At 74.0% G+C, this 24,015-nt stretch carries 17 protein-coding genes; 11 read left to right on the plus strand and 6 right to left on the minus strand.

What is annotated here, in order from left to right; genetic code table 11:
* Positions 1-37 precede the first annotated feature (37 nt).
* Both QA634_RS00430 and QA634_RS00435 read right to left on the minus strand, forming a co-directional pair.
* On the minus strand, positions 38-1,852 hold the full coding sequence (locus QA634_RS00430) for an ABC transporter ATP-binding protein (protein WP_012330088.1): 1,815 nt from the start codon (positions 1,850-1,852) through the stop codon (positions 38-40).
* Complete coding sequence (locus tag QA634_RS00435) at positions 1,842-3,005, minus strand: beta-glucosidase (protein WP_043701950.1); 1,164 nt, start codon at positions 3,003-3,005, stop codon at positions 1,842-1,844. Before QA634_RS00435 ends, QA634_RS00430 begins: the two co-directional genes overlap by 11 nt.
* A 407-nt stretch (positions 3,006-3,412) precedes the next feature.
* Here QA634_RS00435 and QA634_RS00440 point away from each other — a divergent pair, with 407 nt between their 5' ends.
* The 3 genes from QA634_RS00440 (at position 3,413) to QA634_RS00450 (ending at position 7,445) form a co-directional block, all read left to right on the plus strand.
* The gene (locus QA634_RS00440; RefSeq protein ID WP_012330090.1) at positions 3,413-4,651 is read left to right on the plus strand and encodes a glycosyltransferase; all 1,239 of its coding nucleotides are present in this window, start codon (positions 3,413-3,415) and stop codon (positions 4,649-4,651) included.
* Between the two features lie 29 nt (positions 4,652-4,680).
* Positions 4,681-5,853, plus strand: a complete 1,173-nt coding sequence (glf, locus tag QA634_RS00445) for a UDP-galactopyranose mutase (RefSeq protein WP_012330091.1) — start codon at positions 4,681-4,683, stop codon at positions 5,851-5,853.
* Positions 5,854-5,930: 77 nt separating this feature from the next.
* Complete coding sequence (locus QA634_RS00450; protein ID WP_012330092.1) at positions 5,931-7,445, plus strand: hypothetical protein; 1,515 nt, start codon at positions 5,931-5,933, stop codon at positions 7,443-7,445.
* A gap of 83 nt (positions 7,446-7,528) precedes the next feature.
* Here QA634_RS00450 and QA634_RS00455 read toward each other — a convergent pair whose 3' ends face one another.
* Genes QA634_RS00455 through QA634_RS00470 form a run of 4 tightly spaced genes read right to left on the minus strand, consistent with a single transcriptional unit; the run spans position 7,529 to position 14,474 of the window.
* Positions 7,529-8,062: a cyclic nucleotide-binding domain-containing protein gene (locus tag QA634_RS00455; protein ID WP_012330093.1), complete on the minus strand. Its 534-nt coding sequence runs from the start codon at positions 8,060-8,062 to the stop codon at positions 7,529-7,531.
* Positions 8,063-8,073: 11 nt separating this feature from the next.
* A complete protein-coding gene (locus QA634_RS00460; RefSeq protein ID WP_012330094.1) occupies positions 8,074-11,019 on the minus strand; it encodes an NHLP bacteriocin export ABC transporter permease/ATPase subunit in 2,946 nt (981 codons plus the stop codon).
* Complete coding sequence (locus QA634_RS00465; RefSeq protein WP_012330095.1) at positions 11,016-13,199, minus strand: NHLP family bacteriocin export ABC transporter peptidase/permease/ATPase subunit; 2,184 nt, start codon at positions 13,197-13,199, stop codon at positions 11,016-11,018. Before QA634_RS00465 ends, QA634_RS00460 begins: the two co-directional genes overlap by 4 nt.
* Positions 13,200-13,205: 6 nt before the next feature.
* Positions 13,206-14,474: an NHLP bacteriocin system secretion protein gene (locus QA634_RS00470; RefSeq protein ID WP_012330096.1), complete on the minus strand. Its 1,269-nt coding sequence runs from the start codon at positions 14,472-14,474 to the stop codon at positions 13,206-13,208.
* Positions 14,475-14,721: 247 nt separating this feature from the next.
* Between QA634_RS00470 and QA634_RS00475 the strand changes: the two genes are divergently transcribed.
* The 8 genes from QA634_RS00475 to QA634_RS00510 all read left to right on the plus strand — a co-directional run bounded on the left by QA634_RS00475 (position 14,722) and on the right by QA634_RS00510 (position 24,011).
* On the plus strand, positions 14,722-15,249 hold the full coding sequence (locus QA634_RS00475; protein ID WP_012330097.1) for a hypothetical protein: 528 nt from the start codon (positions 14,722-14,724) through the stop codon (positions 15,247-15,249).
* 101 nt (positions 15,250-15,350) lie between these two features.
* The gene (locus tag QA634_RS00480; protein ID WP_012330098.1) at positions 15,351-17,306 is read left to right on the plus strand and encodes a RiPP maturation radical SAM C-methyltransferase; all 1,956 of its coding nucleotides are present in this window, start codon (positions 15,351-15,353) and stop codon (positions 17,304-17,306) included.
* A gap of 70 nt (positions 17,307-17,376) precedes the next feature.
* Positions 17,377-17,742: a TIGR04076 family protein gene (locus QA634_RS00485; RefSeq protein ID WP_012330099.1), complete on the plus strand. Its 366-nt coding sequence runs from the start codon at positions 17,377-17,379 to the stop codon at positions 17,740-17,742.
* Positions 17,742-18,863 (plus strand): tryptophan dimethylallyltransferase family protein, encoded by a 1,122-nt coding sequence (locus QA634_RS00490; RefSeq protein WP_012330100.1) that lies wholly within the window; start codon positions 17,742-17,744, stop codon positions 18,861-18,863. The genes QA634_RS00485 and QA634_RS00490 overlap by 1 nt, the downstream gene beginning before the upstream one ends.
* The gene (locus tag QA634_RS00495) at positions 18,848-20,998 is read left to right on the plus strand and encodes a B12-binding domain-containing radical SAM protein (protein ID WP_012330101.1); all 2,151 of its coding nucleotides are present in this window, start codon (positions 18,848-18,850) and stop codon (positions 20,996-20,998) included. The genes QA634_RS00490 and QA634_RS00495 overlap by 16 nt, the downstream gene beginning before the upstream one ends.
* 80 nt (positions 20,999-21,078) lie before the next feature.
* Positions 21,079-21,429, plus strand: a complete 351-nt coding sequence (locus QA634_RS00500; RefSeq protein ID WP_043700706.1) for a hypothetical protein — start codon at positions 21,079-21,081, stop codon at positions 21,427-21,429.
* A gap of 70 nt (positions 21,430-21,499) precedes the next feature.
* Entirely contained in the window at positions 21,500-23,617 is a 2,118-nt protein-coding gene (locus QA634_RS00505) for a B12-binding domain-containing radical SAM protein (RefSeq protein WP_012330103.1), read from the plus strand.
* Entirely contained in the window at positions 23,610-24,011 is a 402-nt protein-coding gene (locus QA634_RS00510; RefSeq protein WP_012330104.1) for a hypothetical protein, read from the plus strand. The genes QA634_RS00505 and QA634_RS00510 overlap by 8 nt, the downstream gene beginning before the upstream one ends.
* The last annotated feature ends 4 nt before the right edge of the window (positions 24,012-24,015 follow it).

Below are 24,015 nucleotides of genomic sequence, written 5' to 3' on the forward strand. Positions count from 1 at the left end.
CTTTCGCCGCCGTCGCCCGCGGCACGGCGCGCTCCCGTCAGGCCGCGTCCATCACGGCCTCGCCGGACAGCCCCTCCGCCTGCAAGTGCCACATCTGCGCGAACAGGCCGCCCGCCTGGCGCAGGTCCCGCACCGTCCCGTCCTCGACGATGCGGCCCTCGTTGACCACCAGGATCCGGTCGAAGGCGGTCAGCGTCGACAGGCGGTGGGCCACCGCGATCACCGTGTGGTCGCGCATCAGCCGCACGAGCGCGGCCTGGATCGCCATCTCGGTCTCGGTGTCGAGGGCCGAGGTGGCCTCGTCGAGGAGCAGGATCGGGGCGCGCTTGAGCAGGGCGCGGGCGATGCCGATGCGCTGGCGCTGCCCGCCGGAGAGGCGCGCGCCCCGCTCGCCCACGATCGTGTCGTAGCCCTCGGGCAGGCGGCGCACGAAGCCGTCGCAGGACGCCGCCCGGGCCGCCGCGCACACCGCCTCGGCGCTCGCCTCCGGCCGCGCGAAGCGGATGTTGTCCATCACCGAGCGGTGCAAGAGCCCGATCTCCTGCGGGACGACCGCGAGCGCCGCGCGCAGCGAATCCTGGCTCACCCCCGCGATCGGCTGGCCGTCGATGCGGATCTCGCCCTCGTCCACGTCGTGGAGCCGCTGGAGCAGCTGCACGAGGGTCGACTTGCCCGCCCCCGAGGGCCCGACGATGCCGACCTTCTGGCCCGCCGGGATGGTGAGGCTGACCTCCCGCAGCGCGGGCCGGCCCGGCCCGTACGCGAAGGTGACGTTCGCGAGCGTGATCGCCCCGCCGCGCGACCGCAGGGCGGGCGCGGCGGGCGCGTCCCGCACGGTGCAGGGCTTGGCGATCACCGCGAGCGTCTCCTCGATGAAGCCGAAATGCTGGGCGAGGTCGACCAGCGAGAGCGCCATGTCCTTCGAGGAGTGCAGGATCCGCAGGGTCAGGCTCGCCACCAGCACGACGCTGCCCGCGCTCGCGCCGCCGCGGCTCCACAGGACGAGGGTCCAGGACAGGATGCCGGCCGCCAGGACCCAGAGCGCGACGTCGTGGATGAGGCGCGCCTTCTCCAGGTAGAGCCAGCTGCGGCGCTGGGCCGCCGCCTCGCGCCGGAAGCCGGCCTCCAGCCGCGCCCGCTCGCGGCTCCGGGCCGAGAAGGCCTTCACGGTCCACATCTGCGTGATGGTGTCGACGAGGTCGCCGGCGATCGTCGCCGCCTCGCCCGAATAGGCGCGGTGGAGCGGCCGGCCCCGGGCGCCGAACCAGATCAGCCCGCCCGTGACGACCAGGATCAGGGCGACGAGCGCCAGGGTGAGGAATCCGTCGAGGCTCGCGAACACGACGACGGCGCCCGCCACGTCGACGACCGGCGGGACGATGCGCCAGACCAGGGTGTTGACGAGGGCGCCGACATTGCCGGCCGTCGCGGTGATGCGCTGGCCGAGCGACCCGGCGAGGTTCTCGGCGAAGTAGCGCATCGCCTGGCCACCGAGGTGGTCGAACAGCTCGGCGCGCAGGTCGACCCCGACGCCCACCGTGGTGCGGCAGGTCAGCCAGCCGGTCAGGCGGGCGAGCGCCGCCTCCAGGGCGATCAGCACCAGGAACAGGGCGAGCGCCGCGAGGGCGGCCCGCCCGAGTTCCGGCGGTCCGGCGAGGGCGTCGACCAGGAGCTTCAGCCCGACCTGCTGCCCGACCCCGCAGGACGCGCAGGCGACGACGAGCAGGAACAGCAGGCCGAAATGCCAGCGCCACGCGCGCAGGTGGCGCAGGATGAAGCGCCCGCCGCTCTGCAGATGCGCCGGCCCGGCCCCCTCCTCCGCAATCCCCGCCGCTCCCGCTTCAGGCCGCATCGGTCTCCTCCTGCGCGGAGCCGGCGAAGCGGGCCCGCTGCTCGCGGATCTCGCGGGCGAGCGGGCCGTCCGTCCGGCGCGCGCCCGCCTCGTCGGGGGCCGAGAGGAGCCCCACCGCGCAGGGCCGCTCGTTCTCCCAGCCCGGATAGTCGAGGATCGGGTAGAGGCAGATCCCGAGCACCGGCACGCCCGCGGCGCGCGCCGCCCGCACCTCGCCGCAGACGTAGTGGAGCCAGGCCGGCCGCGCGCTGCCCTCCGCCCCCGTCTCGGCGACCAGGAGCGGCCGGCCGTAGCGCGCATGCGCCTCGGCGAGGAGGGCCCGGAAGGGCCGGTAGGCGTGGTGGCCGAGCGGGACGGTGCCGCCGCCATGGACCCACTGGTTGTCCGGGTAGAAGTTGAGGCCCACCACGTCGAGCGCGTCCGGACCGCCGCCGAGGTCGGGGGCGAGCCGGCCGCTCGCCATGTCGAGCGCCTCGTACTGCACCTCCCGGTAGGCGGCCGCCGCCGCCGCGCTGCCCGCCTCGGGGCCGCCGACCACGTGGATCGCCGGCTCGGCGTGCGGGAACCGGGCCTCCGGCTCGACCTCGCGCACCGCCCGGGTCGCCGCCAGGGAAGCGCGCACGAGCTGGCGCTTCAGCGCCGCCCCGCAGCCGGTCGCGCAGGGCCCGATCCGGCCGACCTCGCCGCCGGCCCAGGCCCAGTAGGAGATCTCGTTCACCGGGCACAGGAACGGGGGCGCGCCGGAGACTGCCCGCACCTGCCGCGCCGCCGCGGCCGCGAAGGCGGCGAAGCGGCTCACGAAGGCCTCCGACCAGATGTCGAGATCGTCGGGCCAGCCGTAATGGCAGAGGTCCCAGATCACCCGCATCCCGGCCTCGCGCGCCGCCTCCAGCAGCGGCAGGGCGCTCGACCAGTCGTAGCGCCCGGGCTCCGCCTCGATGCGGTGCCAGCGCAGGCCGTCGCGGGCGGCCAGGAGGCCGTGCCGCGCCAGGGCGCGGTAATCGGCGAGCGCGTGCCGGTCGTGCCCGGTCGCCGCCAGGAGGTCGAGGCGCCGCCCGTCGGCGCGGCGATGCGTGGAGCACTCGAAGCCGCCCAGGAACACGCTCCCGAACGGCGAACCGGGTGCGGGCGCCCTCGTCGGTGGGCAGATCATGGGCGGGCAGATCATGGGCGGGCAGATCATGGGCCCGCCGGCCCCGCGGGGACGGGCACGGGCGCCGCGGTCCGGCCGGTGCGCCCGCTGCCGCCATCCCCCCGTTCAAGCATCGCCCGACGCCCCGCACCGGGCCCGATCGCCCGCGACCCTGTCAAATCGGTGCGCCGCCGCACCGTTCCGCGATGCTGACCGGAAAGATCTGATCCCGCAGATACGGCTCAAAATAAACATAAATCGACCTTGGCTCAGAGACTTCTTCGGCTGCGCCGAAGCCAGCACATCCACATTCAACTGCGTTAATCGGTCCGGGAAAAATAGATCTGGCCGCTCGCAGAACCGAGCCTTCGGCTTTGGCGTTGAGGGTCGGCCTGCGGGACCAGCATGAAGGGCACGACGTGAACGATATGCGCCTGACCAGCAGCATCACGGGGGCTGCGCCGGGGCTCTTGGACGACCAGCCTGTGGAACCCCCTTTGCTGCCGCCGGAGGGCGCGGCGCGCGGCCTGCTGGTGTGCTTCTCCCACCTGCGCTGGGCCTTCGTCTGGCAGCGGCCGCAGCACCTGCTCACCCGCGCCGCCCGGCACTTCGACGTGCTCTTCGTCGAGGAGCCGGTCTTCGAGCCCGGCGGCAGCGACCGGCTCCGGGTCGAGGCGGTCGCCCCGGGCATCGACGTCGCCGTGCCGGTCGTCGACCCCGCCCGCGCCTGCGCGGCCGACCCGATCCAGGCCCAGCTCATCGGCGACCACCTGCGCCGGCGCGAGGCCGCCGCCCGGGTGTTCTGGTACTACACCCCCGCCGCGATCAGCGTCTCCGCCGAGCTGCCGCGCGACCTCACCGTCTACGACAACATGGACGAGCTCTCCGCCTTCCGCGGCGCCTCGCCCGACCTGATCGCCCAGGAGGCCGAGCTCCTGTCCCGGGCCGACCTCGTCTTCACGGGCGGGCGCAGCCTCTACGAGGCCAAGCGCGGGGCGCATCCCAGCGTCCACTGCTTCCCCTCCTCGGTCGACGCGGCCCATTTCCGCCAAGCCCGCGACGCCGCCCGGCCCGACCCCGGCGACCAGGCCGCGATCCCGCATCCCCGCATCGGCTTCTTCGGCGTCATCGACGAGCGCCTCGACCGCGACCTCCTCGGCGCGCTCGCGGATCTGCGGCCGGACTGGCAGGTCGTGATGATCGGGCCGGTGGTGAAGATCGACCCGGAGAGCCTGCCGCGGCGGGCCAACATCCACTGGCTCGGCTCCAAACCCTACGCGGCCCTGCCCGACTACCTGCACCACTGGGATCTCGGGCTGATGCCCTTCGCGCGCAACGAGGCGACGCGGTTCATCAGCCCGACCAAGACGCCGGAATTCCTGGCCGCGGGCCTGCGCGTGGTCTCGACGCCGATCCTGGACGTGCTGCGCGACTACGGCGAGGCCGGTCTCGTGGCGATCGCCGACTCGCCGCGCAGCGTGGCGCTCTCGATCGAGGCGCTGCTGGCCCAGCCGCGGCAGGCGTGGCTGGAGCGGGTGGACCGGCACCTGGCGGGCGGTTCGTGGGATCGCACCTACGAAGCCATGCATGCGCTGATGCGGGCGGGCCTGCGGCGGCGCGAGGCCGCCTCCCCCGCCCTTCTGCACTCGGCCGCCTCCCCGGCCTGACGCCTCCTCCCGCCCAGGGGTCAAGACACATGTACGATTGGCTGATCGTGGGCGCGGGCTTCGCCGGCAGCGTGCTCGCGGAGCGGCTCGCGAGCCGGCGCGGCGAGCGCGTCCTCATCATCGACCGGCGCAACCACGTCGGCGGCAACGCCTACGACCGCCTGGACGAGGCGGGCGTGCTGATCCACCAGTACGGGCCGCACATCTTCCACACCAACGCGGAGGCGGTCGTCGCCTACCTGTCGCAGTTCACCGCCTGGCGGCCCTACGAGCACCGGGTGCTGGCGCAGGTGGACGGCATGCTGGTGCCGATCCCGATCAACCTCGACACGGTCAACCGCCTCTACGGCCTCTCGCTCACCTCGGAGGAGCTGGAGGCGTGGTTCGCGGCGCGGGCCGAGCCGGTGACGGAGATCCGGACCTCGGAGGACGTGGTGGTCTCGGCCGTGGGCCGCGATCTCTACGAGAAGTTCTTCCGCGGCTACACGCGCAAGCAATGGGGGCTGGACCCGTCCGAACTGGACCGGCAGGTGACCGCGCGGGTGCCCACGCGCACGAACCGGGACGACCGCTACTTCACCGACACGTTCCAGGCCATGCCGGCCCAGGGCTACACGCGGATGTTCGAGCGGCTCCTCGCTCATCCGAACATCCACGTCATGACGAACGCGGATTACCGCAGCGTGCGGGACGTGATCCCGCACCGGCGGGTGATCTATACCGGCCCGATCGACGAGTATTTCGATTTCCGCTTCGGCCGGCTTCCCTACCGCTCCCTGCGCTTCGTGCACGTGACCCGGGACGCGGATTGCCACCAGCCGGTGGCGGTGGTGAACTACCCGCAGGGCGAGGCCTACACGCGCATCACCGAGTACAAGCACCTCACCGGGCAGGAGCACCCGCGGACCTCGCTCACCTACGAGTATCCGTGCGCGGAGGGCGACCCCTACTACCCGGTGCCGCGGGCCGAGAACCAGGCCCTGTTCAAGCGCTACGAGCGATTGGCGCGGGCGGAGCCGGACGTCTGGTTCGTGGGGCGGCTCGCGACCTACCGCTACTACAACATGGACCAGATCGTCGGCCAGGCGCTCGCCACCTTCCGCCGCCTCGACGAGGCCCTGGGCGGACCCGCCCAGCGGATTCAGCCGGCCCCCCGCGCGACGCCGCGCCGGCCCGCGGCCGCGCTCCCGCCCGCCGAGTAGGCGCGCGGGCCGCGCGCCGCGCCGCGCGGAGCCGCCCGGCGAGGAACAAGCCCGCGCTCCCGCGAGATGACGGCCGCATGACCGACGACCGCGCTCTCGATCCCGACTGCTCCCTCGCGGACGGGCCGTCGCCCTCCCCCCGACCCGACCCCGCGCCGGCCCGAACGGCCGGCGCCCGCGGCGGCCGGCTGCCCTGGATCCGCGTCGCCGGACCGGGCATTCCCTATTTCGAGACCGAGACCGGCGCCGCCTGGACGCCGGTCGGCCAGAACGACGCGATCAGCTGGCACGAGCTCGAAGGCCTGTTCGGCCGCCGCGACCTCGCCGCCGCCGAGGCCCACCTGCGGCACTTGGCGGATCACGGCGTCACCTGCCTGCGCCTGATGCTCGAATACGCGCAGGTGCGCCACCGCTACATCGAGCGCCCGGTCGGCCGCTTCGTCCCGGCCATGGTCCGCCTCTGGGACGACCTCTTCGCCCTGTGCGAGACCGTCGGCCTGCGCATCCTGCTCACGCCCTTCGACACGTTCTGGATGTGGCTGCACTGGCACCGCCATCCCTACAACCGGCGCCACGGGGGCCCGCTCGCGGAGCCGTCGCGGTTCCTGCTCGACCCGCAGGTGCGGGAGGCGATCAAGAACCGGCTCGCCTTCGCGGTCGCGCGCTGGGGCGGCTCGGGCGCGCTGTTCGCCTGGGACCTCTGGAACGAGATCCACCCGGCCCATGCGGAGGGTTCGGCGGAGGGGTTCGCGCCCTTCATCGCGGATCTGAGCCGGCACGTGCGCGCCCTGGAGACGAGGCTCTACGGGCGCGCGCATCCGCAGACCGTGTCGCTGTTCGGACCCGAGCTGGGCTGGCGGCCCCATCTGGGGCTGGAGGAGCCGATCTTCCGCCACCCCGACCTCGATTTCGCGACGCTGCACATCTACGCCGAGGGCACGATCGACGATCCGCGCAACACCGTCGAGCCGGCGATCGCGATGGGGCGGATCGTGCGCGAGGGCCTGGCGCAGATCCGCGACGGCCGGCCCTTCCTCGACAGCGAGCACGGCCCGATCCACAGCTTCAAGGACCGGCGCCTCACCCTGCCGGAGCCGTTCGACGACGAGTATTTCCGCCACATGCAATGGGCGCACCTGGCGAGCGGCGGGGCCGGCGGCGGGATGCGCTGGCCGAACCGCCACCCGCACAGCCTGACGGCCGGGATGCGCGCGGCCCAGCGCGGCCTTTCCGGCTTCCTGCCCCTGATCGACTGGCGCCGCTTCCGGCGCCGCAACCTGAGCGGGGACCTCGGCGATCCCGGGCCGGGCGCGGCCCTCTTCGCCTGCGGCGACGCGGAGCAGGCCGTGATCTGGTGCCTGCGCGCCGATTCCCTGGCGCCGGACGGCCGCTTGCGCCGGGACGCGGCGCCCCTCGGCATCCGCCTCGCGCTGCCGGGCCTGCGGGCCGGGCGCTACGCCCTCACCGCCTGGGACACGCGGGCCGGCCGGCCGTGCGGCCGCCGGGAGGTGACGGCGCGCGACGGGGTGGCGACCGAGATCGAGCCGCCGCCCTTCGTCACCGACGTGGCGCTCGCCGTGCGGCGGGTCTGATCCGGGTCTCGCCTGACCGATGGGGTTGGCCGTGCCGGACGGGCGGCGGACGACCCCCGCTCCGGCCGCCAGCGGGGCCCGCCTCACGGGCGCGCGTCGAGGAGCCCGATCATGCGGTTGAAGCGCTCGCCCGCCACGAAGACCGTGTCCATGATGGCGGGGTCGAGCTCGTCGGGCGAGAGGGCGCCGTCGTCGGCGAGGCCGATCCCGGGCCGCGGCGGGCGGGCCGCGCGCAGGCGGTCGGCCAGGAACATCGCCAGCGCCCGGTAGAAGCGCGCGGCGAAGCCGATATCGGCGTCGAGCCGGCGCTGCAGCACCTCCCGGTCGAGGAAGAGCGCCGCGCCCGGACCGCGGGCCGTGATCGTCGCCGAGGCCGGCGCGGAATCGACCAGCGACACCTCGCCCACCACCTCGCCGACGCCGAGCCGCGCGATCTCGCCGTGCCCCTCCGCGGTGACGGCCAGCACGCCGTCGAGGATCAGGATCAGGGATCGGGTGCGGTCGCCCTCGGCGATCAGCACCTCGCCGTCGCGCAGCGCGCGCCGGGTCGCGGTCCGGGCGATCCAGGCGACGTCCTCGTCGGTGAGAATCCCGAACAGGTAGAGGACCTTGCGCATCGCGGGCTGTCCTACAGGAGCTGGCGCCGGGCGAAGTCGGCGAACAGGCCGGGCGCGGCGGCGAGGTCGTCGAAGGTGCCGGACTGGACGATGCGCCCCTCGGCCAGCACGACGATCCGGTCGGCCTCCCGCACCGTGCTCAGCCGGTGGGCGATCACGATCCGGGTGACGTTGAGGGCGCCGAGCGAGGCGCTCACCACCGCCTGCGAGCGGTTGTCGAGGGCGCTCGTCGCCTCGTCGAAGAGCAGGATCCGCGGCCGCCGCGCGATGGCGCGGGCGATCAGCAGGCGCTGGCGCTGGCCTCCCGAGAGCGTGTTCACCCCCTCGGCCACCACCGTGTGCATGCCCATCGGCATCGCCCGGATGTCCCCCTCCAGCCCCGCCATCCGGGCCGCCTCCCAGGCCTGCTCCAGGGGGAGCTGCACGCCGCCGCAGATATTCTCGTAGAGGCTGCCGGTGGTGAGCCGGCCGTTCTGGAGCACGACCCCGAGCTGGCGGCGCACGGCGCTGACGTCGAGGGTGTCGAGCGCCTTGCCGTCGTAGAAGACGGCGCCGGATTCCGGCGCCTCGAAGCCGAGCAGCAGGCGCAGGAGCGAGGATTTGCCGCTGCCGGAGGGCCCGACGATCGCCACGTACTCGCCGGCCGCGATCCGCAGCGACACCGCGTCGAGCACGGGCGGGCCGGAGGCGCCGTAGCGGAAGGTCAGGCGCGAGACCTCGATCGCGCCCGAGAGGTCGCCCGGGGGCTTGCGGTCGTCGGCGATCTCCGCCTCCGCGGCGAGGAGCGGCCGCATCCGCGTGAGGTGCGGGATCGCCACCAGCGCCTCGCTCAGGCCCGCCGCGAAGGCCCCGATCGCCCCCATCGTCTGGCCGAAGGCGGCGAAGAAGCCGAGGAAGGCGCCGAGATTCTGGGTCAGCGTGCTGCCGAGGGTCGAGGCCGCGGCGAAGATCGCGAGCGTCGCGAGCGTCGGGAGGGCGGTCTCCGCGATGCTGAGCCCGTTGGCGATCCGCTGGGCCGCCAGGAAGTGGCCCTTCTGCTCCGTGAACAGCCGCGACCACACCGCGAGCGCCCGCACGGTGGCGCCGGCCACCCGCAGCTTGCCGATCCCGGCGAAGAGCTGGAGCACGAAGCCCTGAACCCGGCCCTGGCCGTTGAAGGCGCGGCTCTCGTGGTAGAGGCGCAACCCGCTCGCCGCCAGGATCAGGACCCCGCGCAGGAGCGCGAGCGCGACCGCGATCAGCGCCAGCACGGGGTCGTAGACCAGCATCAGGGCGATGCTGAACAGGCCGAACATCCCGGCGAGCAGGCTGCGCAGGGTGCGCCCGGTGAGGAGGCGGCGCACCGCGTCGATCCCCATCGCCCGGTCGACGAGGTCGCCCACGGTGTGGTCGCGGAACAGGGCGGCGCGCAGGCGCAGCAGCCGGTCGATCATCGCGGCCTGCAGCGTCCAGTCGATCAGCCCCTCCAGGCGCAGCATCGCGAGGCTCTCGGCGGCCTGCACGGCGGCCGCCGCCAGCGCCGTGACCGCGAGCGCGATCGCGCAGACCGTGATCTGGTCGAGTTCGCTGCGCGGGATCGCGGAATTGACGAGCGCCTGGGTGATCAGCGGCACGACCAGGGTGAGGAGCCCCATCAGCACCGCCGGCACCGCGACCGAGGCGAGGTTGCCCCTGGCCCGCCGGGCCGCGAAGGCGAGGAGGTCGCGGAAGCTCAGGGCGCGGCCGGGCAGCGTCGGGTAGAAGCCCGCCGCCTCCGGGCCGAGCTCGGCGGCGAGCGCCGCGTCGACCCGCCGCCGCTCCCCGGTGGCGGGATCCACCATCAGGTAGGCGCGGCGCTCGCGCAGGAGCGCCACGGGCGCGCCCGCCTCGCCCCGCCACGCCAGGAGCGGCCCGGCATCCTGCCGCCACCACTCCGCCCGCAGCAGGACGCGGCGGACCCGCAGCCGCGAGGCGCGGGCGATCTCGACCACGTCGCGGTAGTCCCGCGCGGTCCGCACCCGGCCGGCCGGGCGGGTGAGCGGCGCCGCCATGGTCCCGGCCACGAGGGCGCAGGCCGCCATCAGCGGGTCCTCGGGATCGACCGCGGCGGGCGGGGCGTCCCGGCGCACCACGATGCTCCCGAGGCGCCCGAACAGCTCGGCCGCGCGGGCGGCGTCGAGGTCGGCGCGGCGGGCGAGCCGCGCGGCGTCGCGGGTCGGCTGGCCGGCGGCCTCCCCGTGCAGGGCGGCGGCGGCGGCGCGGTGGAAGCGGTCGACGGCCAGGGCCAGGAGGTCGCCCTCCGGGGCCGCGCAGGGCGAGAGCCGGCAGCCCTCCGGCCCGGCCTGGGCCCAGAGGCCGGCCCCGAGGGGGGCCGGCGGGTCGCCCGGCCGGTAGGCGGGGGCCTGGCCGGCGATCGCCGCGCTCCCCTCCTCGACGACGACCCAGCGCAGGGCCCGGGCCGGCCCCCGCCGCCGCTCCCCGGGCTCCAGCGCCTCGCCGGAAGCGGCCTCCCGGATGTCCCAGGCCGGGTGCGGACCCGCGACCAGCGCCGCGAGGCCCAGGACCCAGCCCTCGCAGAGGGGCCCGATCTCGGCCTGCGCCGCCTCGCGCACCGCGGTGCCGGGCGTGCCGACCGCGATGATCTCCAGGCGCTCGCCGCCCGCGCCCGCGTCGGCGGGGACCGGCAGGATGATCCCGCCGCTCTCGATTCGCAGCAGGTGCCGGCGCGGGCCCGCGACGGCACCGTCGCGGCTGCGCAGCGCGAACAGGTCGGCGTGCCCGCTCGCCACGACGAGCGGCGCGCCGAGGGAGGCGAGGCGCTCCGGCCGGCGCCCGTCGAGGGGTTGGGCAGGCGCCTCGGCGGGAACTGGCGCCGCGGGGAGCGGCGCTTGGGCGGGAACTGGCGCCGCGGGGAGCGGCGCTTGGGCGCCGGCCGGCCCGACCAGGGCGAGCCCGCCCTTCGCAAGCGGCTCGCTCACGACTGGGCCAGGAGCGCCGCGTAGGCGCCCTCCCGGGCGAGGAGTTCCTCGTGCCGGCCGCGCTCGGCGATGCGCCCGCGCTCCAGCACGATGATCTCGTCGCAGTCGCGGATCGTGCTGAGCCGGTGCGCGATGATGATGCAGGTGCAGCCGCGCCGCCTCAGGTTGTCGTCGATGATCTTCTCCGTCACCGGATCGAGGGCGGCCGTGGCCTCGTCGAGGACGAGGACGGAGGGGTTCTGCACCAGGGCGCGGGCGATCTCGATGCGCTGGCGCTGGCCGCCGCTGAAATTCGCGCCGCCCTCCAGCACGTGGCCGTCGTAATTGCCGGGCCGCGTCGCGACCTCGCCGTGGACCGCCGCGTCCTTGAGGGCCAGCGAGAGGTCGGGCTCGGGCACGGTCGGGTCCCAGAGGGTGAGGTTGTCCCGCACGCTGCCCTCGAACAGGACGATGTCCTGGTCGACGTAGGCGACCGACTGGGCGAAGACCTCCGGCGGGATGTCGGCGAGGCGCCGCCCGTCGAGGCGCACCTCCCCCGACCAGGGCCGGTTGAGCCCGCAGATCAGCCGCCCGAGGGTCGACTTGCCGCTCCCCGAGAGGCCGACCAGGGCGACGCGGCTGCCCGGCTCGATGGTGATCGAGACATCCTGCAGCAGGGGCGGCTCCAGGATCGCGTAGCCGAAGGACACGCCGACCAGTTCGACCCGCCCGACGAGCCGCGGCGGCGGCGGCGGCAGGGCGGGATCCGGCTCCGGCCGCTCGACCGGGTAGTTGTAGACGTCGTCGAGGCGCTCCAGCCCGCCCTTGATGATCTGGATGCTGCCGATCTGGCCGACCAGGGCCGTGATCGGCTCGGAGAAGCTCGCCATCAGCGACTGGAAGGCGATGAGGCCGCCGAGGGTCAGCGAACCCTCGGTGACCCGCAGGCCGCCGATGCCCAGGATCGCCGCCGTGGTGAGGCCGGAGAGCAGGGTCGGCACCGTGTCGAGCCAGGCCGAGGTGGCGCCGAGCTCCTGCTCGGCGTTGAGGGCGCGGGCCTGGATGCCGGCCCAGTGCCCGAAGGCCTCGTCCTCCAGCCCGCTCGCCTTGAGGGTCTCGATGGTGCGCACCGCCCCGATCGTGCTGCCCAGGAGCTTGCCGCGCTCCATGGCGAGGCTGCGGCTGAGATCCTCGCGGCGCCGCCCGATCAGGTGGAGGGCGAGCACGTTGAGCAGGGACAGCGCCACGCCGATCACCGCCAGGAGCAGGTCGTAGACCGCCATCGCGGCGGCGAAGAAGACCAGGGAGGTCAGGGAGAGCGCGTTGCTGACGAGGCCGCCCGAGAGCAGGCGCGCGATCTGCTCGTTGGTGGAGACCCGGTTGGCGATGTCGCCGGCGTGGCGCTGGGCGAAGAACTCCATCGGCAGCGCGAGGACGTGCCAGAGGAAGCGGCTGGTCATCACCACGGCGAGCTTCGTCTGCAGCCGCGTCATCAGCGACAGCTGCAGGGCGGTGACGCCGGCCCGGAACAGGGCGGTGAGGCCCATCCCGATCAGCAGCGGCGTCAGCCAGCCCGGGGTGTTCTGGATCAGGATCTCGTCGATGAAGATCTTGGTGAAGCCCGGGATCAGGATGCCCGGGACGATCAGCGCGAGGCTCACCGCGACGAGCAGGCCGACCGCCGCGCGGGAGGCGCCGAGTTCGCGCAGGAGCAGCCGGAAGCCCTGCGGCTTGCGGCCGATCCGGCGGAACTCCTCGGTCGGCTCCATGGCGAGGGCGACGCCCGTGAAGGCGAGGTCGAGTTCCTGCATGGTGACGCGGCGGCGCCCCATGGCCGGGTCGTTGATGAAGGCGTGCTCCCCGCGGATCCCCTCCAGCACCACGAAGTGGTTGAAGTTCCAGTGGATGATGCACGGCATCGGCAGGTCGTGCAGGGTCGTCGGCTCCTTGCGGAAGCCCTTGGCGGCGAGCCCGAAGCCCCGCGCCGCCTTGACGATGTTGCTGGCCTTGCTGCCGTCGCGGGAGACCCCGCAGGCCACCCGCAGCTGCTCCAGGGGCACGAAGGCGCCGTGATGGGCGAGCACCATGGCGAGCGCCGCGGCCCCGCACTCCACCGCCTCCATCTGGAGCACGGTCGGGGTGGCGGGCGGGCGGCCCCGGCCGGGCCAGGGCAGCAGGCGGCGCAGGGCGGCGGCGCTCATCCGGCTTTACCCGGCGAGGCCGGTGAGGCGCTTGAGCATCGGCACGACGAGGTCGAGCGGGCGGTGCTGGCGCGTGGTGATCTCGGCCCGCACCAGCGTGCCGCTGGTCAGGCGCAGGTCGGGGCCCCGCCCCACCGCCCAGGCGTAGCCGCTCGCCGTCGCGGGGTCGGGCTGCAGCCGCACCAGGGCCGCGTAGGGCGCGCCCTCCTGCGAGAAGCGGCTCACCAGGCGGTCGTTGTGCAGCACCGCCGCCATGCCCTGCGGGGTGATCGGGAAGTCGGAGATCGACACCACGCTGCCGACCAGGGTGCCGTATTCCTCGCGCTTGACGGTGCTGGGCTCGAGCCGGGTCTCCATGCCGGGCTTCACGGTCTTGCCCTTGTCGGCCGGGATGTAGACCACCGCCTCCAGCGCCTTGCCCTCGCTCTCGACCGCGATCACCGGCATGCCGACCGTGAGGACGGAGCCCGGCGAGACCTTGACCTCCAGGACCCGCCCGTCGATCGGGCTGAGCACCTGGGTGTTGCGGCCGAGCTCCCCGGCGAGCTGCTCCATCTGGCGGCGGGTGTCGTTGAGGCGGAACTGCGAGTCCTGCAATTCGCGCTCGCGCTGGGTCTCCAGATCGGTCTTCTGGGTGCGCAGCTTCAGCACCTCGTTCTGCGCGTCCTCGCGCCGCTGGCGCGCCTCCGTCAGCTCGCGGCGCCGGTCCTCGACCACCCGGCGCGTGGTGATGCCCTTGCCGAGCAGCGTCTCCAGGTTCCTCACCTCGGTCGACAGATACTCGATGCGCTGATCGGTGGCGTGGACGATCTGGTCGAAGGCCTCCTCCAACTTGGCGAAGTTGCGGGCCTTGGCGGCGAGCTCGTCCTTGACCTTGGCCCGCAGGGTGGCGTGCTCGCGCTCGCGCTCGCGATGGACCTCGACGGCGGCGCGGTGGCGCTCCTCGATGTCGGTCTGGGCGATGCGGGCCACCGGCTGGCCCTGGACGACCCGGTCGCCGGCCGCCACCTCGATCGCCGCGAGCCGGCCCGAGGCGGCCGAGACCGCGTCGACCACGCGCCCGCCGACGCTCACCAGGATGCCCTCGCCGGCCGCGCGCGTCGGCACGCGCCCGACCACGCTCCAGGTCAGGGCCGAGACGAGCAGCAGCGCCACCGTGCCGGCGAGGATCCAGTCGGCGGGCTTGGTGATGCGGACGAGGTGGTCGAGCTGCTCGGGCGAGGCGGCGCGCTCGAGCGCGATCGGCCGGAATGCCCGCTGCGGGGATGAACTCATGGCGAGGGACTCACGGCGAGGGGCTCACGGCAAGGAACTCACGGCAATGGACTCACGGCGCCTCGCCCGGACCGGGTCGCTCCCGGCCGCAGAGACGGCCCGCAATCGCCGTTGCGGCGCCGCGCGGAATCTCCTCCGGATGGCCGGTACACGCGCGGCCGAGTGTAGTAGAATTTCGCCCCGTGACCACCCTGAACCTTGCCGGACCCGGTCCGGACTGGGACAGAGTGCCCGGGAGGAGTCCGCGATGCGGAGTGCACTTGGCGCAGATCGGCGGCGGGCCCGACCCGCCCGGCCGCCGCGGCCCGCCGCGCTGGCGGCCCTCCTGCTCCTCGCGCTCCCGCCCGGCGCGGTCGCGCGGGTGCTCTCCGACGGGGACCTCGCCAGCGTCGCGCGGATCAAGCCCCTGTTCACCGCCGTGCTCAGCGACGTCGCGCGCTCGGCCCAGAGCCCGGACCTGTCCGCCCCGGACGGGGATTGCCTGCGCTCGACCCTGCGCTCGCTCATGCAGATCTCCGACGAGCTGAAGGGATACGAATCGCTCATCACCATCGAGGGTGAGATCACGGATTTCGGCGACGACGAATCCCTGCGCAGCGTGCTGCGCTTCGCCGTCGAGAACGCGCTCAAGATCCTCGACACCGAGCGCCGCCGGCTCGGAGAGTTGTCCGATACCTGCTCGCGTTCCCCGCTCGCGGCCGGGAAGACACGCCAAGCGCTCCAGTTCATCGACAGCACGCAGGCGATCCTGCGCGCGGTACAGCCCAGGCTGTGACCGGGCGGCACTGATCCCAGGTTGCGGGACTTTACTTTCTACCAAGATTTCAGTTAGTCTCCACAAGTCGGCTTCGGCACCATCGCGGCGGAGCAACCCCTGTGACATTCTCGGAACAGGTTCTTCTGGTGGTGCCGCCGGTTCTCTATCCCGGCATTCCGACCCTCGGGCCGAGCGTTCTTGTGCCGGCTCTGCGACGGGCTGGCCTCTCCGCGCGGGTTCACTACGCAAATCTGGCATTCGCGGCGCGGTTCGGGTTCGATCTCTGCGCCCGCATCGCCGGCTCGCGCACGCTGATCGGCGAGGCGATCTTCCTCGGGGCAGCCTTCCCGGAGAAGGCGGAGGCGCTGGAGCGCATCCTCGCCCTGCTGCGGCAGGACGCGGAGGCCGACGCCAAGCTGCGCCAGCTCGTGCGCCCGGCCGCGCCGGAGGACGAGGAGGTGGCCCGCGTCGTCGCGGCCATTCCGGACTTCATCGCCGAGACGGCGCGGCGGCTCGTGGCCGGCGCGCCGCGCATCGTCGGCTTCTCGACCATGGTGCAGCAGACCATGGCGAGCATCGCCCTCGCCCGCGAGGTCAAGCGGCTGCGGCCCGACATCGTGACGGTGCTGGGGGGCGCCAACGCGGCGGAGCCGATCGGCAGCGCGCTGATCGAGCTGACGGGCGTGTTCGACGCCGTGTTCTCGGGCGAGTCGGACATCGAGTTCCCGCGCTTCTGCCGCAGGCTCGTGGACGAGGGCACCCTGCCCGCGACCCGGATCATCCGCGGGCGCGGCATTCCCCGCCTCGACGACGTGCCGGCCCCCGATTACGACGATTACTTCGCCGAACTCGCACCCCTGAAGGCGACCGACCCGGTCGCCGCGACGGCGCCGCACTTCCTGATCTTCGAATCCTCGCGCGGCTGCTGGTGGGGCGACAAGAAGACCTGCACCTTCTGCGGCTACAACTTCCCCGGCACGCAGTACCGCGCCAAGTCCCCGGAGCGGGTCGTGAGCGAGCTCGAGGGACTGATCGGGCGCTACGGGGTCGGAAAGTTCTACGCCAGCGACAACATCATGGCGAAGGACTTCCCGAAGGGCGTGCTCGACGCGCTCGCCGAGCGCGGCACGCCCTGCGCGCTCAGCTACGAGGTGAAGTCGCCGATCCGGCCCGAGGATCTCGACCGCTTCGTGCGCGCCGGCATCTTCGAGATCCAGCCCGGGATCGAGTCCTTCTCGACCCGGATCCTCAAGAGCATGGACAAGGGGGTGAGCGGGATCGACAACATCCGCGTCCTGCGCGACGCCACGACCCGCTCCCTGCGCGTGATCTGGAACATCCTGACCGCGATCCCGGGCGAGACGCGCGCGGATTACGAGGAGATGCTGCCGCTGCTGCCGCTCCTGGAGCACCTGCGGCCGCCGACCCGCTGGGGCCCGATCCGGATCTCCCGCTACTCGCCCTACCACAACGAGCCGGAGCGGTTCGGCATCACCGGCCTGCGGGCCTGGCAGGCCTATTACGAACTCTACGGGGATTACGCGGAGCGGATCGCCCTGCACTTCTTCGGCGAGTACCGCACCGAGTTCATGGACGCGCCCGACCTCGTGGCGGCCCTCGACCGGCAGGTCCAGGCCTGGACCGAGGCCTGGGCGGCCCCGGGCGGGCCGCCGCGGCTGAGCCTGCAGCGCCTCGGCGGGGGCTGGCTCCAGGTCACCGACACGCGGCGCTGCGCCAAGGTCGGCGCCTGCCTGCTCGCGCCGGACCTCGCCCGGGTGCTCGATTCGGTGCAGATGCCGGTCTCCGAGCCGCGGGTGCCGGAGGCGGATCGCGAGCGCCTCGGCCACCTCGTCTCGCTCGGCTTCGTGCTTCGCCACGAGCAGCGCTACGTCTCGCTGGTCACCGAGCCGGCGCTGGGCGAGGCCCTGATCGCCGAGCGGGAGCAGAGCCTCGCGCGGCGCGCGGCGGCCGAGTCGCCGGCCTCCCCCTTGCCGGCCTTCAGCCTCGGCGCGCTGCGCGTCGGCACGGAGCGGCCCGTCCTGGTGCCGGAGCACGGCGAGACCCTGCGCCTCTGACGCGAGGCTCGGTTCGGGGACCTGGTCGCTTGGCGACGGCCGGATCCCGCGTGACACGAAAGGCGGCCCGATGAACCGCGAGAAGGGACATCCGGTCCAGGCGACCGTGACCTGCATCCGGGGCACCTGCAATGCCGGGCACCGGGTCGGCGACGTGCTGCCCGTCAGCGCCCGCAACACGGCCGGGATGTGCGGCTACCTCTACCACGCCGCCCATCCGGCGATCCTGATGCTGCAATTCGGCGGCGCCGTGCCCTGGGGGCCGGCCGACCGGGTGGTGCTGAACTGTCCCGATCCCGTCAACCTCCTCACGGTGGAGCTGCGCCGCCTGCCGGAGGGCGTCCCGGGCGAGGCGCCCGCGGCGGAGGCGGCGCCCGCCTCGGCCGAGGCGGCGCCGGTCCGGCTCGGCCGGGTCGTGTGCCGGGTCGAGGGCTGATGGGCGCCGCCACCCGCTTCGAGGCCGCCGCCCGGACCCTGCGGGCGGTGGCGGCGGCGGCGGGGTTCCCGCCGGCCGCGCGCGAGGAGGCCGTGGCCTGCGCCCGGCTCCTCGCGGCCTCCTGGGCCGACGAGCCCCTCGCCGCGCCGCCGCCCTGGTCGGGGCTCGGGGCCGACGCGAGCGGCTTCGACGCCTCGCTGGTCCTCGACGGGACCCGGCGCGAGGTGCGCGTCACGGTCGAGGCGCAGGGGCGCCCGGCGACGCCCGCGCGCTATCTCGCGGCGGCGCGCGCCCTCTCGGAGCACTTGGCGGAACGCCACGGGGCGGACCTGTCGCGGCTGGCTTCGCTGCTGCCGCTCTTCGCGCGGCCCGACCCGCGGGCGGCGGGGGTGCTCTGGCACGGCGCCGTCCTGGCGCCGGGCCGGGCGCCCTGGTTCAAGGTCTACCTGCACCTGATGGCCCCGGGCCGGGCGCGCGCCCGCGCGACCGCGGAGGCCGCCCTCGACCGCCTCGGCCTCGCCCCGGCCTGGCCCGGCCTCGCCGCGCGGCTCGCGCCCGAGGACGAGCCGCTCTTCCTCAGCCTCGACCTCGTGCCCGGCCCGGAGGCGCGGGTGAAGCTCTACGTCCGGCACGGCTGGGCGGGGCCGGAGACGCTCGCCGCACCCCACGATCCCGCCTTCTCCGGCGAGGTCCTGGCCTTCGTGCGGGGGCTCGCCGGGGACGGCCCGATCCGGCGCGGCGCGCTCACCGCCTTCCACCTGCGCCCGGGCCGCGCCGAGCCCTCGCACGTGACCACGCATCTGCGCCTCTACCCGCACTGCGCCCGATCCGACGCGGTGCTCGCCGCGCGGCTGACGCGGGCGCTCGACCGCCTCGGCCTGCCCGCCGCCCCCTACCGCGCCGCCCTGGCGGCGCTCGCCCCCGGCGGGCTCGACGGGGAGGAGGGCCTGCACGGCTGGGCCTCCCTGCAGCGGCACGGGGCGCGGCCGGCGGTCAGCGTCTACGTCTCGCCCCGCCTCTACCTCGCGCGCTTCGGCCCGGTCGCCCTCGATCCGGAGCGGCTCTGGCCCTCGCCCGTGCCGGCGGCGGCCCTGCGGGAGGATGCATGCGCGTCGCCCTGATCTTCCCGCCCGCGACCGACCCGCGCGCGCCGCATCTCGGCCTGCCCTGCCTCGCGGCGGTGCTGCGGGAAGCCGGGATCCGGACCGACCTGATCGACGCCGATATCGGGGGCCTCACCGCGCTCCTGGGCGCCGAGAGCGTGGCCGCGTCCCTCGCCCGCCTCCGCCGCGGGGGGGCGCGGGACGGCGGCGCCGCGCGCCTCCTCGCCCGCGGCGAGGCCCTGGTCGAGGCGGTGCCGCGCGCCCTCGCGACCCTGCGCGACCCGGAGCGCTTCTACGACGTCCACGCCTTCCACGCCGCCCGCGAGACGATCCTCGACGGGCTCGACCTCGTCTCGGCGGCGGCGCCGCGCCCCGTCCGCTACGACCTCTGCCCGATCCGCTACGAGGTCGAGGGCGTCGACGAGCAGAGTCTCGGCGACCTGATCGCGGTCACGGCCGACCCGGACGCCAACCTGTTCGAGGCGCATTGGCGCAGCGACCTCTTCCCGGCCCTCGACGCGGATCGGCCCGACCTCGTCGGGATCTCGATCGTCAACCGCCAGCAGATCCTGCCCGGGCTCACCCTCGCCCGGCGCCTGCGCGCCCGGGGCCTGTTCGTGGTGCTGGGCGGCACCGTCTTCACCAAGTTCGTGAGCGAACTCCTCGCCCGGCCGGACTTCTTCGCCCATTTCGCCGACGGCGTGATCGCCTACGAGGGCGAGACCGCGATCCTCGAACTCGCCGCCCAGCTCGACGGGGCGCGCGACTTCGCCAAGGTCCCGAACTTCCTGCACGTGGCGGAGGGGCGGGTGCGGATGGGGCCGACCCACGTCGAGGACGTGGATGCCCTGCCGACCCCGGACTTCGCCGGCCTGCCGCTCGCCGGCTACCTCGCCCCTGCGCCGATCCTGCCGATCCTCGTCGGCAAGGGTTGCTACTTCAACGCCTGCAAGTTCTGCGACATACCCTTCATCAACCACGTCTCGCGCAAGCCCTACCGGATCCGCCGGCCCGAGCGGATCGCGCAGGACATCCTCACCCTCAACGCGCGCTTCGGCTGCCGCCACTTCGAGTTCACCGACGAGGCGCTGCCGCCGCGCCTCCTCGACGGCGTCGCCGACGCCCTCGGCGCCGAGGCCGCGTCCCGCGGCCTCTCCTTCACGGGCTACGCGCGGCTGGAGCCGGGCTTCACCGCGCCCCTGTGCGCCAAGCTCGCCCGCATGGGCTTCCGCAAGCTCTTCTTCGGCCTCGAATCCGGCGACCAGGCCACCCTCGACCACATGCGCAAGGGCATCCGCCTGGAGAATGTCCGCCCGGTGCTCGGCCATTGCCGGGAGGCCGGGATCCACTTCCACGTCTTCTCGATCATCGGCTTCCCGGAGGAGACGGAGGCGAGCGCGCGCCGCACCCTCGGCTTCTTCGAGGACCATGCCGACCTGATCGACCATCCCGGCAACAGCTTCGACCTCCACCCGTTCGGCCTCGAATTGCGCACGCGCTACTTCGCGGAGGCCGAGGCGCTCGGGCTCGGGCTGCCGCGGGAGGCCCTCGCCAAGGATTTCGTCATCGGCCTGCGCGGCGGCTGGGACAACAGCCGCGGCCTGTCGGAGGCGCGGGTGATCGACCTCGTGGAGCGCTACAACACGGTGCTGCGGCGCCTCTTCGCGCGCTTCCACAACGCCCCGATGCACCTCTGGCCGGGCTTCGAGGAATACGCCCTGCTCTACGCGAGCCGCTACCCGGAGGGCGCCTTCCCCTACCGCACCGCGCTGCCCGAGGCGGGCGTGCCCTTCCGGCTCACCTGGAATCCCGCCGCCGCCCTGCTGCGCCGCGACGGGCGGGTGCAGGTCGCCTCGCGCTGGAAGGCCGTCGAACTCGACGAGCGCGCCTTCCGGGCCCTCGGGGCCGAGCGGGTGCGGACCATGCAGGATCTGATCCGGGACTGCGTCGCGGCGGGCCTCGTCCGCCCGGACGACGCCCCGGAGGAGCGCCTGCGCGGCGCCCTCCACGACCTGATCGGGCACCGGCTCCTCCAGCTCGTGCTGGCGCAGCCGGGGCCGGCCGAGTCCCGCGCCGACCGGCGGCATGCGAGCGAGTTGTGCGCCATGGAACCGCAAGCGCCCGAAGCGGAACTCGCGGGCTCGACTTGGTGAACCTCGACTCCTCTGTTGCGTACCAGTTGAGTAAGGAGTATTATTGTTTCGTAGTGCCCAGCAAAATCGGGAGAGGCCGGATGTCCGAGCAAAATCAACAGCCGAACGGCTTGGTGATCACCGATGGAGGTGGTAATTATTACTATCTTCGGCCCGAGATTCTGGCCCAGACGAAGATGCCCGACGAAGACGTGCAGAAGTTGAAGTCGGGTCTCGCGGCGTCGTCGGCCGGCAAGGACGAGGAATTGAGCGGCGCGGCGCTGGAAGCGGTGGCGGGCGGCGCCGGCATCGGCGGCGGCATTCAGCTGCCGGGCGTGGTGCAGATCCCGAGCTTCAATATCGGCTCGCTCACGGCATCCTTGACGCACAGCAAGCCGGGTCTTCCCGATCTCGGCAAGGTGATGTCCTCGACCGTGATGTGCCCCTGGTGAGCCGGTTCCGGCGCGGGACGGCCGCCCCGCGCCGGATCGCCCGTGACTCCCCGCGTCCTTATCGGTCCCCATGGCAAGGGTCGCTCTCATCTATCCCCCCGGGGGTGACCCGCGCGCCCCGCGCCTGCCGCTGCCCGCGCTGGCGGCGGCCCTGCGCCCGGCCGGGGTGGCGGTCGACCTGTTCGACCTCGACCTCGAGGGCGTGCTGGCCCTGCTGCGGCCCGAGCGCCTGCGGCGCGCCGCCGCCGCGCTCGCCGCCCGCCCGCGCCCCGAGCCCGATTCCGCCCTCGGCCGCCTCGCCGCCCTGGCGCCGGACCTGCCCGACACGATCGAGGACGCGCTCGCGACGATCCGCGACCCGGTGCGCTTCGCCGATCCCTGGCGGCTCAACGCGGCCCGCGAGCGGATCTACGACGCCCTCGACCTCGTCTCCGCGGCCGCGCCCCGGCGCCTGCGCTACCAGACCGAGGTGCTGCGCTACGAGGTCGAGGGGGTCGATCCGAGCCGCCTGTCCGACCTCCTCGCGGTGACCGCCGACCCGGCCGCCAACCTGTTCGAGGAGCATTGGAGCGAGGAGGTCTTCCCCCGGCTGGAGGCGGGCGGGGCCTACGACCTCGTCGGCATCTCCCTGACCCTGCGCTGGCAGCTCATCCCCGGCCTGTCGCTGGCGCGGCGGCTGAGGGCCCGCGGGCACCGGGTGGTGCTCGGCGGCACCGCCATCGCCAAGGTCGGCGAGGCCCTCGCCGGCTGCCCGGCCTTCTTCGCGGCCTTCGCGGAGGCCGTCGTGACCCGCGAGGGCGAGGCGGCGATGCTGGCCCTCCTCGACGCGCTCGCCGGCGACGGGGATCTCGGGCGCGTGCCGAACCTGCTCTACCGCGCGGGCGACAGGGTCGTCGCCACGCCGACGCGGGTCGAGGACTACGCCGCCAACCCGACGCCCGACTTCGACGGCCTGCCCCTCGACCGCTACCTCAGCCCGCACCTCGTCCTGCCGGTGATGCTGGGCAAGGGCTGCTACCACGACGAGTGCAGCTTCTGCGACATACCCTTCATCAACCGGATCTCGCCCAAGCGCTACCGGCTGCGGCGGCCCGAGACGGTGGCGGAGGACATCGACCACCTGGCCGAGCGGCACGGCTGCCGCCACTTCCTCCTCGCCGACGAGGCCCTGCCCCCCCGCGTGCTCGGGCGCGTCGCCGAGGCGCTGGAGGCGCGCGGGCGCACCGACTGCGTCTTCTCGGGCTACGCGCGGCTGGAGCCGGGCTTCACCCGCGACCTCTGCGACCGGCTCGCCCGGGTCGGGATGCGGCGGCTCTATTTCGGCCTCGAATCCGCCGACCAGGACACCCTCGACCGGATGCGCAAGGGCATCCGGGTCGAGCACGCGGCGCCGGTCCTGCGCCATTGCCGCGAGGCCGGGATCCGCTTCCACGTCTTCTCGATAGTCGGCTTCCCGGGCGAGACCGAGGCCAGCGCCCGGCGCACCCTCGCCTTCTTCGAGGAGAATGCCGAGCTGTTCGACGATCCGGGCTGCACCCTCGACGTGCACGAGCTGGAGATCCTGACCGACACCCCCTACTTCGCCGACCCGGACGCCTACGGCATCCGCTTCCTCGTCCCCACGGAGGGCCGCGACTTCCTGTTCGGCGTCGGCACCGCCTGGGAGAGCACGCCCGGGCTCACCCGGCCGCAGATCGCCGCCCTGCTCGACGAGGCCGGAGCGCGGCTGGGGCCCCTCCTCGCCCGCTGCCACGCCTGGCCCCCGGTGCTGTGGCCGGCCCCGGAGGAATGGGCGCTCTGCGCGGCGGGCGCGTGGTTCGGCCGCGACCTGCCCGACCGGCTCGACCTGCCCGGCCCCGCCGACCCGCGCCGCCTGCGCCTCGCCTGGAACCCGGCCGCCTGGGTGCGCCGGGAGGGCGGCCTCTGCCGGATCGCCTCGCGCCGCGGCGCCCTCGTCCTCGACGCGGAGTGGTTCCGCCGCCTCGGCGAGACGCCGGGCTTTCGCACCAGCGCCGAGATCCTGCGCGATCTCGCCGGGCCCGGCGCCTCGCCCGACGACCTGCGCCGCACCCGCGACACCCTCACCGCCCTGCTGCGCCAGCGCCTGCTCGAACTCCATCCGGAGCCCGAGCCGGCCACCGAAGCCCAGATTCCCCGGCCGCGGCTCCCGGAGGCCGCCTGTGCCTGACGCCCTCGCCCCCGATCGCCCCGGCGCCGCCGGCTGGTTCGGCCCCCGCCCGGTCGAGCCGCTCACCGCCTGCGGGGAGACCGTCGCCGTCGTGCGCAAGAAGGCCCTGCTGCGGCTCCTCGCCCGGCGGGAGGCCGCGCGGCTCGGGCTCCGCGCCACGCCCGAGCAGGTCCGGGAGACGGAGAGCCAGTTCCGGCTGTGCTTCGGGCTCGCCGCGGCGGAGGATCTCGCGGGCTGGCTCGCCGAGAGCGGCCTCGATCCGGCCGGCTTCGCCGAGGCGATGCGGGACTTCACCCTGGTGCGCCTGCTGGAGGAGAGCCTCGCCCCCGAGATCGACCGCCTCGCCGCCGCGCAGGTCGCGGTCGGCACCGCCCGCCTGCGTCCGGGGGCCTGACCCG

The sequence above is a fragment of the Methylobacterium sp. CB376 genome (genome assembly GCF_029714205.1).
GTDB lineage: Bacteria > Pseudomonadota > Alphaproteobacteria > Rhizobiales > Beijerinckiaceae > Methylobacterium.